Source organism: Flavobacterium sp. TC780 (assembly GCF_056783245.1).
This window is the reverse complement of sequence record NZ_JBXBAV010000111.1, coordinates 1-12,617: the sequence shown is the minus strand read 5'-3', so window position 1 is coordinate 12,617 and position 12,617 is coordinate 1. Positions and strand designations below refer to the sequence as shown.

Here is a 12,617-nt window from a genome sequence, read left to right as displayed (position 1 = left end):
TTTATAAAAAACAAAAAAGGTGCTTTTAATTAAAAAACACCTTAAATAATTTTAAAACAAAAATAATCTTACATAAATGTTATTTATCAAGAATTTCGAAACTAGAGTTCATACTTTTAAACTCTGGTACTATTTTTTTCATCTTAGCAACAATATCATCATTATCAAAAAATTTAGATATTCCAATTAGCTCATCAATTTCAATATGCAGAGTCTCATATTCATCCTGAATTTCTTCTGCAATCATAATTTTGTTATGATATGTAGGAAGCGTTTTTGAGGTATCATTTAATAATTCTTCAAAAAGTTTTTCTCCAGTCTAAGTCCAACTATTTGAATCTTGATTTCCTTTTCTGGAATAAACCCTGCTAATTTTATCATTTTTCGAGCCAAATCAATAATTCGAACGGGTTTTCCCATATCAAATATGTATATTTCCCCACCATTACCCATTGCGCCAGCTTCAAGAACTAACTGACATGCTTCAGGAATAGTCATAAAATATCTGATAATATCCGGATGTGTTATAGTAAGTGGCCCTCCTTCGGCAATTTGTTTAGTAAACAAAGGAACGACTGACCCATTAGAACCTAATACATTTCCGAAGCGGGTTGTGATAAATTTCGTAGTATCATTCCCCTTTTCTTTTTGATTTTTCAAATGTAATGACTGTACATATTTTTCAGCAATACGTTTACTAGCCCCCATTACATTACTAGGGTTTACTGCTTTGTCTGTAGAAACCATTACAAACTTTTTCACTTTGTACTTACATGCTAAATCAGCTAAATTTTTTGTTCCTTCTATATTTGTTAATATAGCCTGAGATGGATTCCCTTCCATCAAGGGTACATGTTTATAAGCGGCTGCATGAAAAACAACTTGTGGCCCATGCACTTTAAACACTCTCTCCATTGCCTCTTTACTTTTCACATCGGCAATTACAGCATGAATCCGAGAATCTGAAATTATATTTTGAGTTTCTAAACAAAGACTATGCAGTGGTGTTTCTGCCTGATCTAATAAAATTATATTTTTAGGATTAAATCCTATTACCTGCCTTACTATTTCACTTCCAATAGACCCAGCTGCTCCAGTAATTAAAATGGTTTTATCTTTTAATTGTTTAGATATAGATTTACTATCTAATACAATCGGTTTTCTTTCCAGTAAATCTTCAATCTGAATATTCTTTACCTTTTGAGAGATTTCTTTCTGATTTTCCCAATCCGAAATTAAAGGTACTGTATAAACTCTATAGTTAAATTCTAAACACTGATCTACAATAATCAATTGTTCATCCTTAGACAGACTTTTATCAGCAATAATAATCCCTTCAGCTGCAACAGAACGCATTAATGCAGGTAATCTTTTCTTTTGAATTAAAATTGGTAAATCCAGCATCCTCTTCGATGCATTTTGATTGTTTTTATCTACGAAACCAACAATTTTAAAACGAGAAGGCGTCTCAAATTTTAATGCGTTGGCTACTGATATCGCGTTGGCATCAGTTCCGTAAATAATAGTTCTTATTAATTTACTATTATTTTTCTCTGCAAAATAAAGTTCAAATGTTTGTTTAACGACAACTCGATATAAAAACAAACCACAAAATGAAAGCACTATATTTATAAAAAGTGCGGTATTTAAAAATGCTTTATCTCCATGATATAATTCAAATACAAAATTGAAGAATAAAAAAACAATCAATACTGACATTTGTGAGAACAACAGCTTAATCGCATCAATGTATGATGAGTGTCTAATTATCCCTGAATAAGTTCTAAATAGCCAAAAGAAAAAAACATTAACTCCCAAGAGCGAGCCAACAAAATAAAACTCATGATGCGTTATAATATATCCTAGACCAGTACCTTTAAATAACAAATAAGTAAAAGTAAAAGAGAAGATCAATACCATAACATCCATCAAAACTATAATCCACCTAGGTAAATAACTTAGGTTATGAATATTAAGTCTTAAATTAGCTATCGAAAAGTACTTAGCAAATAAAATTGCTAAATTAGTGGGTTTATTATTCAAATTAGTTAGTCTTAGAATTATTGAGTCCGATAATAATTACAAAAATACGAAATAATGGATTTAAAAAATTAAATTTTAACACCAGTACTCTTTTGTTTCAAAAAATCCATCAGATAAGCACCATAACCAGATTTAACGAGAGGTAATGCTAATTCTTCCAGCTGAGTATCATTAATAAAACCTTGTCTCCAAGCGATCTCTTCAATACAACCAACTTTTAGCCCTTGTCTCTCCTCCAAAACCTGTACAAACTGGCCTGCTTGCATCAAACTATTAAACGTACCTGTATCGAGCCAAGCTGTACCTCTACTTAAAATTCCAACTTTTAAAGCTCCCTTTGAAAGATATACTTTATTCACATCAGTAATTTCATATTCTCCACGGGCACTTGGCTCAATGTTTTTCGCTATTTCAACAACTGAATTATCATAAAAATACAATCCTGGAACTGCATAATGAGATTTAGGATGTTCTGGTTTTTCTTCTATCGAAATGGCTTTTAGATTTTCATCAAATTCTACTACTCCATAACGTTCTGGATCCGAAACATGATATGCAAAAACTACTCCTCCATCTGGCTTTGTATTTGAACGTAAGAGTTCCTGCATATTGGCTCCAAAAAATATATTATCTCCTAAAATTAAAGCGACATCATCATCTCCAATGAATTCTTCACCAATTACAAAAGCTTGTGCTAATCCGTTTGGAATAGCTTCTTCGGCATAACTAAATTTACAACCCAAATTCTCACCATCTCCTAGTAATTTTTTAAAATTTGGTAAATCATGGGGCGTTGAAATAATCAAAATTTCATTTATACCTGCCATCATCAAAGTTGACAATGGGTAATAAATCATTGGTTTATCATATACAGGCATCATTTGCTTGCTCATTGCAAGTGTCAATGGATGCAATCTTGTACCAGAACCTCCTGCTAAAATAATTCCTTTCATTTTTTTTAAATTAAATCAATTTATATTAACAAAAAATCAACAACTATAATTGTGTCATCATTTTTTTTAAACTCTCTTTGTAATTTGGAACGTCTGTACCATACACTTTCTTTATTTTATTTTTATCCAATAAAGAAAAAGAAGGACGTTTCGCAGGAGTAGGATATGCCGAAGAAGCAATTCCATTTACTTTACAATTATATCCTCCAATATCTTTTATAGCCAATGCAAACTCATACCAACTAATTTCTCCTTCATTCGAATAATTATAAATTCCTGAAATCCATTTCTCTGATGAAATGATTTGAATGATTGCTTCTGCTAAATCAGCTGCGTAAGTTGGCGATCCGATTTGATCATTTACTACACTTATCGAATCTCTTTCCTGCATCAAACGTTGCATTGTTTTCACAAAATTATTCCCAAACTTACTATAAACCCACGATGTTCTTATGATAATAGCATTTGGATTCTCTTGCAAACAAACTATCTCCCCTGATCTTTTAGTAGCTCCGTAAACATTTAAAGGTTTTGTTAGAGCTTCTTCATCCAAAGCTACTGATGATGCACCGTCGAAAACATAATCCGTAGATATATGAATTAGTTCTGTTTTATTCTTAGCTGAATATTTCGCCATCACCCCTACAGCTAAATGATTAACAACATCGGCTAACTCTTTTTCAGTTTCTGCTTTATCAACTGCAGTATAAGCACCACAATTTAAAATAATAGTCGGTTGCAATTCTTCTAATTGCGTTTGCAGTAAATTTAAATCATCCAGAGTTATCTGACTTCTATCCGCAAAAATCCATTTATATTGAGGATAATTTGAAGATAAAATAAATAATTCTGACCCTAATTGCCCGTTTGCCCCTGTTACAAGTATCTTTTCCATTAAAACAAACTATTACAATTTTCAATAAAAGGAAGAATTTGATCCTTTTCAGAAATGATAACCTTTTTTAAATCTATTCCCCAATCAATATTTAATGAAGGATCATCGAATTTTATACCTCCTTCTGATTCTTTATTATAAAACTCATCACACTTATACATTACCGAGGCAGTATCGCTAATGACAGAGAAACCATGAGCAAATCCTTTAGGTACAAACAACTGCTTTTTATTTTCAGCAGACAATAAAATACTAAATGATTTCCCATAAGTAGAAGAGTATTTTTCCTCAAATCTAATACAACATCCATAATTTCACCTTCCAACACCCTAATTAATTTACTTTGCGCAAAAGGTGGATTTTGATAATGTAATCCTCGTAAAGTTCCTTTCTTTGAAAACGATTGATTATCTTGAACAAACTCAATATTTATCCCTGATTTTTCAAACTTGGTTTTACTATATGATTCAAAAAAGTAACCTCTCTCATCTCCAAACACGATTGGTTCTACAATTACTAAATCTTTTATAAATGTTTCTTTAATTTTCATATTAAAATATACTTCTTATTTCTTAATTAAAAAAAGTTTTGATTACTTTTTCAATTCTGTTTTTATCTTCATTTGTAAAGTTTGAACTTGACGGCAAACATAATCCTTTTTCAAATAATTCTTCTGCAACTTTTTTTCCATAATATGGATAATTAAGAAATAAAGGTTGTAAATGCATTGGTTTCCATAATGGCCGGGATTCTATATTTGCTTCTTCAAAAGCTAATTGTAAAGCTTCTCTACTAATCTTCTTATCACTATCATTTTTAATCAAAATAGTAGTTAACCAAAAGTTAGAAAAATAATTTCCATTAGGCTCTTCAAAAACTGTTACTTCATTTATATCATGAAATATATTTACATAAAAATCATGTATAGCCCTTCGTGAAGCGATATTTTTATCTAATATTTTTATTTGCCCACATCCAATACCAGCGCAGATGTTACTCATCCTATAATTATAACCTACCTCACTGTGCTCATAATGTTGAGCATTATCTCTAGATTGAGTAGCGTAAAAAATTGCTTTATCTTTTAGTTTATCTATTTTTGATATTAATACTCCTCCGCTTGAAGTCGTAATTATTTTATTCCCATTAAATGACAAGACTCCAAAATCACCAAACGTTCCAGATTTTTTTCCTTTATAATGACTGCCTAATGCCTCTGCACTATCTTCAATTATTGGAATTTCATAGTAATCTGCAATTGCATGAATTTCATCTATTTTATAAGGCATTCCATATAAAGAGACAGTAATAATAGCTTTAGGTTTTTTACCCTTTGCAATTCTATCTTTAATTGCAACCTCAAGAAATTTAGGACAAATATTCCAAGTATCTAATTCACTATCTACAAAAACAGGAGTTGCTCCTTGGTATAAAATAGGATTTGCAGATGCTGAAAACGTCATACTCTGAGAAATCACCTCATCATCTGCTTTTACGCCTAATAATATTAAAGCTAAATGAATCGCGGATGTTCCTGAATTTAGAGCCGTAACAAATGAGCCGTCTTTTAGATAAATCTCTAAAACATTTTCAAATTCATCAACATTTGGTCCTCCAGAAGTTATCCAATTTGTTTCTAAAGCTCTCTGAACATATTCTTGTTCAAAACCACTTTGCTGAGAAAGAGACAGATAAATTCTTTTTTTATTCATTAATTTTCCAATAATCTGAGTCATAACGAACATCATCATCACTAACTTTTGATAGTGGCAAAGTAGAAAATGAAATTAGTTTTGAATCTTTTTCTAAAGATTCAATAGCATTCGCATAACCTGCAGGAATATGAACTATTTTATTATCATTGGCAGAAACTACTATAGTTTCGATACTTAAATCTTTTGAAGGATTTTCCCAATTATCGATTTTTACAAAATGGATTTTAAAAGATCCACTAACACAATAAAAGTTTTTAGCATCCAGTTTATGTCCTTGCCAAGCACGTATAGGATTTTCTTCGGAATTACTAATAATATAGAATCTTTCGATATCCTTAAAGCTAAAATCATTCACATACGAAATAGTTCCACGATAATCTGAGAAATCTCCACCTTGAATTATTTTCGGAATCATATATTTAATTTTAAATTGCTCTTATTCAAAAAATAAAACTTTAAGGTATAAAGTAAAAGTAGTGGTGCAATGATTATTATAAACAGTAGTACATCCTGAACTTTTTGGTATAAACATATAACTAAAACCGAAACTATGATTTGAGCTATTGCATAATATGCAGCAACCAATCTATGTTGAATTTTATATTCGTTACTTAAAACTTGATATAAATGCAAACGATGCGCCTCAAAGATGTTTTGCTTCAAAAACAAACGATGCATTATCGTGCAAATAGTATCTACTCCATAAACAGCCAAAAACAAAAGCCATATAATTGAATTCGTTACAAGAATAAGTTTCAAAACTAAATAAATTACCCAAAAAGCAATTGCTATACTTCCCACGTCACCTGCAAAACACTTAGCCTTTTTTCTATAATTAAAAAACAAAAAAACCAAACTACCAATCATTGCATACTTTATAAAAGTGGCATCAATAAATAGTTGAATGTTTTTATTTACATACAGTAATGATCCCATAACAACCAAAGTATACAAACCAGTTATTCCATTTATCCCATCCATGAAATTGTAGGCATTAATTAATCCTATTGCTAGGATATAAACAATAATGACTCCATATAATGGCATTAAATTAAAAACTCCCAGATCATAAAAAATCAATGTAATTGCAATAAAATGTGTTGAAATTCGAATTTTATTAGATAAACTCTGTATATCATCCCAAAAACTAACTAAACTAACTAAAGATATTCCTGCAAAGAAAAAATAATTACTCTGAATATGCTGAGCGAAGTATAACAAAGCAGCAAACCAAAAAATAATTCCCCCACCTCTTAAAGTAATTTCTGTGTGAGAGCTTCTCTCGTTAGGTTTATCTATGATATTAAATCGATTGGCAACTTTAAAATAAAGTAGCATTATGATCATTAAAAGGATTACAAGTATTGTGTATTGCATTAATCTATTTTTATTTTTTAGATTGTTATATTAAATTTTCAGTATATCTAATTAGATGTTTTATTATTTTTTAATTGCTAGCTAATACCTAAAAAAAACATTCTAGCAAATATATTTCTCATTATTTTAATAATATCGTTTTATAGGGAGCCAGTTTGAAATCATCTTTTAATACATCCTCTCCATCAATTTTTATAGCCCTAAAAAAAGGAAAAAAATAAAAGCAACATATAAAACCAATAAGTAAAAATTGCTTGTTTCGCAAGGCATAACGTATAATGTCCGCTACAAGAATAATTTCAAAAATTCTAAAATAAATATAGATTCTTGTTAAGTCTCTAGATTCTGAAAATACATTTAAAAAAATAATAGAACAAACATAGAGTAACAACAAATATCTTTGACAACTATATTGAAAGCCTTTTTTGTTAAAATAATATATTATAAGAATCCCCATTACATTAATAACTAACAGCTTTAGCAAAGAAACTGGAATCGATTTACTAGAAACATAATATAGATAATGAGAATCTTTAAGAAACAAGCTCATCAAATAAATAATCCCAATTCTGGACATAATAAATGAAATTCCTATCAATACAAACAAATGGTAATTTTTTATACAATATCCCCAACTGTAGATTACAAAAAAAACTACAAATGGTATTAAACAACTGTAATGAAATGAAATCCCTACAACCATCCATAGAAAATAAATAAAATATTTTTTATCTAACAAAAAAGTAAAAGCATAAAATGCAATGGCAACAGACAAACACTGTCTTATGTACATAAATGAACACAAAAATAAAACAGGAATTAAAAAATAAAGAACTAATGAAAGATTACTTTTTTTAGTATACTTTCTGATTGCTAGATAAACAAACAAATAAGTAAAAAAAGAAAAAAAGAAAAAAAGAAATTTATAATCCAGATTTAAGTGTCTAAAAATTTTCAAGATAGTCAAAAAACCAAATTCAAAACCATCATCTCTAGTACCATTGAGATACCAATTAGTATAAAGAATATAATCCCAACCTATTCTATCTCTAAATCCTCCAATTAAAACCAAAATAGTTAAAAGCGCCAAACCAATAATCTTTTCAGTACTTGGATATCTATAACCTATAAAAAATAAAAATAATATTATTAACAATAATAAAGCATAAAATCCCATACTACTTATTTATTTACATATTATCTCATTATTTTTAAGTTTTATTACTACGAAAAAAAACAAAATAATAAATATTTATTATTTTGCAATGAAGCTTTTTATTGTTTTTTGCAAAGTTTCTTGAGCAGAAAATAGAAGTTTGTCAACTCCAATTGCTGCTTTGATTTTTTCATTTGAAACTCTATAATTTTCTGTTAACTTTTGTACATTTTCAGAATTCAAGGGTAGTTTTATTAAATCTCCAACTGCCGCAATCCCACTTATAATTACTTTAGGAATTGCAATAGATAAACTTTTCTTTCTCTAAAACTGAAGATATTATTCTAACTATTTCATTTGTTGATAAAACCTCATCATCAGCAAAATTATAAACTCCTGAAGAAACTTGTTTATTTATAAGAATTTCTCTAATCATAAAATTGAGATTATCAATCCCTAAGAATGATCTTTCATTATGAAAAGCTTTCAGTGGATAAGGGATTCCTTTCTTAACCACATTATAAAGCAGATTCAAATTTCCTTTATTTCAGGTCCATGAATCATACATGGTCTAATGATAAAAACTCGTTTCCCTTCTGGAATTCCTTTAGACAAAATATATTCTTCAGCGAGTAATTTTGATTGCCCATATGGTGTTTGTGGATTTGGTTTCACATCTTCTAATAAAACTTCCAGAACATCATCAGCAACAGCCTTTACGCTACTGAAATAGATAAAATCTTTAACTTCGCTCTCTAAAAAAACATCAAACAATTCTTTTGTTAAGTCAGTATTTATTTTAAAATATTCTGAGGCATTACTAGTGTTTTTTGTATCATGAGCTTTCCCTGCTAAATGTATAATTGCATCACCACTTATGTTATTTTTCCATTCCCGATTCCGTAACAAAATAGAAACGACCTCACAAGAGTTGTTTGATAAATAATTGAAAAGATTTTTTCCGACAAAGCCAGATACTCCTGTAATTGCTACTTTCATTTTTATTTAATAATTTTTTATTTAATTACAATAAAGACTTATAAAATTCATTCTGAAAAGAATAAATAGCATCCGCTGAGAAATATTTTATAACTCGTTCTCTTGCATTAAATTTCAATTCTTTTCTATATTCTACATTTTGGTACAATTCAATCATTGCTTCTGAAAATTTGTCAACATCCTTAAAAGGAACTAAAACACCTGAGTGTCCATTTTCAATTGAATCAGACAAGCCAACAATATCAAAACCAATTGACGGAATACCTAATGCAGCAGCTTCTACAACAATAGTTCCAAATCCTTCACTACTACTTGGCAAGCATAATATATCACTTATGGCAAGGTACTTTTCATGATTTCGTACTATATCAAGACTTACAACTTTATTCAATATTTGTTTATTCTCACTCAATATTTTCTCTAAATGTCCATCAGACTCATCAGGTCCAATAAAAAGTAACTTTACATTTGGAAGAAACGTAACTTTAGCAAAACTTTCTATTAATTCTTTTATTCCTTTTACGATAGTCTTTCTGGCTAGAAAAACATAAACAAAATCTTTTTTTTCTATTCCTAATTCATCCCTTAAAATGTTCCTATCCTTAACTATATTTAAATCAAAAACATCTAAATTTACTCCTGACAATGATCCCTTTCCTAAATATCGAATAGGCTCTCCATTGACAAGGAAACCATTTTGTGCAAGAAAATTAGATTGAGAAGGGCTGTCTGTAAGGCAAACAGTATTTAGTTTAAAAACCAGCATATCCATAATTTTAAAGAACTTTCTTGAAAAACCTGATTTAGTAGCCCAAACCTGACCTGTAAAAGTATGAATTCTAATTGGTACAAATGTTAGCCATCCTGCAATACAAGTTAAAAGTCCTGCTTTTGGCATTATAGAATGAACTATTTGAGGTCTAATTCTAATAAAAAGTAATACTAATTTAATTAAAGCCTTAAAATCATAAAAAACAGAAGTCTTTCTTAAAATTTGATTGTCTATAAAAGTAACACATGGATAATCTATACTAAATTTGGTAACATCATTCCCTATAATATACAATTCATAATCTTTTTGCGATCTATCTATAAAGTTTTTTAAATGCCAAGGAACTACCTCCGCTTGCGTAACGACTCTTAATAATTTAATCTTTCGATTAAGCTTACTTTTCATAAAATAATATTAAAAAATTTAATTAATCTAACAATAAATTTAAATTTTGAATTTCACTAACCAAACTCTTCTGAAATACTTAAGCATCATAAAGATGAAAATAAAACAATATTCAATTACATTTACTATAGAACTCTTCAAAGCATAATTCAGATTTGACAGCTCTCCTTTTTGCATACTCCATAAATTACTAGACAAGCCTTTCTCTCCAAAATAGGTCTTCCCATTATTTGTAATAACTAAACTTTCATTTAGCAAGTAACAGTTTTTTTTCTGTGCTATCTTAATAAAATAATAAGCATCTTCTGCATATTTTTTTCTTTCATCAAAATAGCCAATATCATTTAAAATTTCTCTTTTAAAAATTACAGTGGGAGTTATAAAAAACATTTTATAAAGAAGATTTCTAGCTGATATAATAGTTAATACTTCAAACTTTAAATTAAAAAACTTATGAAAATACTCTCCATCCCTATTTGTTCCTAAAAAATCAATACTGGAATCTCCATTAAGAATTTGAATCTGACGTTTTAATTTATTTGGGAGCCATTCATCGTCACTATCTAAAAGAGCTATAAATTCCCCTTCCGCCAATTTCATACCAACATTTCTAGCTACAGAGACTCCTTGATTAACTTGATTAACAAACTTTATTTTTAAATTTGGATATCTCTCAATATAATCATTGATTAGTTGTTCAGAAGAATCTTTACTACCATCATTTACAATTATAATTTCAAAATGATCATATATTTGGTTTCTTACAGATTCTAAAGTAACTAAAAGTGTACTAGAGGCATTGTAAACCGGAATAATAACAGATACTAACATAATTAATTAATAACAACTTTTTTATTTAAAATCGCAACAAGGCCAAATAACATAAATATAAAAAAAACATCTGTGAATCCTTTAAAATTTAAAATTATAAAATAGAAAATTGAAAAAATAAATAAATCTTTATAAATTTTATTTTCACTTTGTTTGTAGGCTATTAGCAATGGATAAATGGTTGTTAATAAATAAATAAATAGTCCTAAAACACCAAAGTAATAAATCATTCTAATATACCCTACATCAGAACCCATATAATATAAATCTGGATTATTAGGATCAATAAAATATCCATCACCTATTAAATAAGGCTTAAAAGTTGTTGGCCATATATACATATCTTTTAATTCTTCTTGAGAAGAAGAATTTAACCCATTACCATCAATATAATTGATAAACATTTCAAAACCAAAATTAGACAATAAAATCAATTTCTCTTTTAGCTCCTTTGATAAAATAAGAATCACTCCAGCTAATAAAAAAGGTATAATAAATATATTTTTAAAAAAATCTGAAACTACTTTGGAAAAAGTAATTTCTTTTAAATTTATAGGTAAAAATAACAAACAAAAACCTAATACAGCTCCTATGATGGTAGTTCTTGCCATCATCATTCCTATTAAAAATATAATTAAAAAAACTAAAGCATAGAAAAAAATATTTTCTTTTTTTCTATTTGTAGATTTCAATACAGTTGGAATCAGCATCAATGCAAACCCATTAACAACCCCTGATCCAAAAAAGAGACTTCCAAAACCTACAATTCGTAATTCTCCAAGCATCTTTAACCGTTCTGTATTAAAATCATCAATATTTTGTATACTATTGAAAAAATTGGCTATACTTGGAATAAAAAACATTGACCCTGCAATAAGTACTTGTATTAAGACAGCATTGATAAAATATTTACTAATTAACAAATATGAAACGTTATTATAACTATACTTAAAAAAAGTTAGTACAAAATAACAAGAAAAAATTACAGAGATAAAACTAATAGGATACCTTAAAAATACTTTTTCATCTGTATTATTAACCAAATTAGTAATTAAGGCTATCATTCCAATCAAACTAATTAAAAACAACAATATACCTATGTTTTTTTTAATTAGAATATCTTCAGTCAAAAAATACTTCTTAAACTGATCTATTAAAAATATTATTAAACCGACAAAACCAAATATTTGTCGAGTACCAAAACCTAATGGGAATCCTCTAAATAATATATTATATAGATAAAAAAAAACTATAACTTGAAGTAATGTTTTTACGATAAATCCTTTTTCATCTCCCTTCATAATATTCTTCATGGCTAGTTACCATTCTATCAATTGAAAATTGTCTAGAAAAATCTTTTGCATTTTTACAAATTGTCTTTCTCAAAAAATCATCTTCTATTAACCGTAAAACATTTAAGGTGCTGCCTCCCTAACAACAGGAGCATGTATTAACCTTTAGCAATACGTAA

General features: G+C 28.5%; 14 protein-coding genes and 1 pseudogene. All 15 read right to left on the bottom strand.

What is annotated here, in order from left to right:
* Window positions 1-79 precede the first annotated feature (79 nt).
* Window positions 80-247 carry a hypothetical protein gene (locus tag AC1RYN_RS12045; RefSeq protein ID WP_481807147.1) on the bottom strand — a complete coding sequence of 56 codons (168 nt, stop codon included), beginning with the start codon at window positions 245-247 and terminating at the stop codon, window positions 80-82.
* 41 nt (window positions 248-288) lie between these two features.
* Window positions 289-2,043 carry an SDR family NAD(P)-dependent oxidoreductase gene (locus AC1RYN_RS12040; RefSeq protein WP_481807146.1) on the bottom strand — a complete coding sequence of 585 codons (1,755 nt, stop codon included), beginning with the start codon at window positions 2,041-2,043 and terminating at the stop codon, window positions 289-291.
* 68 nt (window positions 2,044-2,111) lie between these two features.
* Window positions 2,112-2,996, bottom strand: coding sequence for a glucose-1-phosphate thymidylyltransferase RfbA (gene rfbA, locus AC1RYN_RS12035; protein WP_481807145.1), 885 nt, complete (start codon window positions 2,994-2,996; stop codon window positions 2,112-2,114).
* 43 nt (window positions 2,997-3,039) lie between these two features.
* Window positions 3,040-3,891, bottom strand: coding sequence for a dTDP-4-dehydrorhamnose reductase (rfbD, locus tag AC1RYN_RS12030; protein ID WP_481807144.1), 852 nt, complete (start codon window positions 3,889-3,891; stop codon window positions 3,040-3,042).
* Window positions 3,891-4,441, bottom strand: a pseudogene (rfbC, locus tag AC1RYN_RS12025) (dTDP-4-dehydrorhamnose 3,5-epimerase). Before rfbC ends, rfbD begins: the two are co-directional and overlap by 1 nt.
* Before the next feature lie 22 nt (window positions 4,442-4,463).
* Window positions 4,464-5,603 (bottom strand): DegT/DnrJ/EryC1/StrS family aminotransferase, encoded by a 1,140-nt coding sequence (locus tag AC1RYN_RS12020; protein WP_481807169.1) that lies wholly within the window; start codon window positions 5,601-5,603, stop codon window positions 4,464-4,466.
* Window positions 5,596-6,021 carry a WxcM-like domain-containing protein gene (locus AC1RYN_RS12015; protein WP_481807143.1) on the bottom strand — a complete coding sequence of 142 codons (426 nt, stop codon included), beginning with the start codon at window positions 6,019-6,021 and terminating at the stop codon, window positions 5,596-5,598. The genes AC1RYN_RS12020 and AC1RYN_RS12015 overlap by 8 nt, the downstream gene beginning before the upstream one ends.
* Window positions 6,018-6,983 carry an MraY family glycosyltransferase gene (locus tag AC1RYN_RS12010; RefSeq protein WP_481807142.1) on the bottom strand — a complete coding sequence of 322 codons (966 nt, stop codon included), beginning with the start codon at window positions 6,981-6,983 and terminating at the stop codon, window positions 6,018-6,020. Before AC1RYN_RS12010 ends, AC1RYN_RS12015 begins: the two co-directional genes overlap by 4 nt.
* Before the next feature lie 121 nt (window positions 6,984-7,104).
* On the bottom strand, window positions 7,105-8,160 hold the full coding sequence (locus AC1RYN_RS12005; protein ID WP_481807141.1) for an EpsG family protein: 1,056 nt from the start codon (window positions 8,158-8,160) through the stop codon (window positions 7,105-7,107).
* A 78-nt stretch (window positions 8,161-8,238) separates the two neighbouring features.
* Complete coding sequence (locus AC1RYN_RS12000; protein ID WP_481807140.1) at window positions 8,239-8,382, bottom strand: hypothetical protein; 144 nt, start codon at window positions 8,380-8,382, stop codon at window positions 8,239-8,241.
* Between the two features lie 49 nt (window positions 8,383-8,431).
* Window positions 8,432-8,656 carry a hypothetical protein gene (locus AC1RYN_RS11995; RefSeq protein ID WP_481807139.1) on the bottom strand — a complete coding sequence of 75 codons (225 nt, stop codon included), beginning with the start codon at window positions 8,654-8,656 and terminating at the stop codon, window positions 8,432-8,434.
* A 14-nt stretch (window positions 8,657-8,670) separates the two neighbouring features.
* Window positions 8,671-9,138, bottom strand: a complete 468-nt coding sequence (locus AC1RYN_RS11990; protein WP_481807138.1) for an NAD-dependent epimerase/dehydratase family protein — start codon at window positions 9,136-9,138, stop codon at window positions 8,671-8,673.
* Window positions 9,139-9,163: 25 nt separating this feature from the next.
* Window positions 9,164-10,315, bottom strand: a complete 1,152-nt coding sequence (locus tag AC1RYN_RS11985; RefSeq protein ID WP_481807137.1) for a glycosyltransferase — start codon at window positions 10,313-10,315, stop codon at window positions 9,164-9,166.
* Window positions 10,316-10,354: 39 nt separating this feature from the next.
* Entirely contained in the window at window positions 10,355-11,146 is a 792-nt protein-coding gene (locus tag AC1RYN_RS11980) for a glycosyltransferase family 2 protein (protein ID WP_481807136.1), read from the bottom strand.
* Window positions 11,147-11,148: 2 nt separating this feature from the next.
* Window positions 11,149-12,447 carry a hypothetical protein gene (locus tag AC1RYN_RS11975; protein WP_481807135.1) on the bottom strand — a complete coding sequence of 433 codons (1,299 nt, stop codon included), beginning with the start codon at window positions 12,445-12,447 and terminating at the stop codon, window positions 11,149-11,151.
* Window positions 12,448-12,617 lie beyond the last annotated feature (170 nt).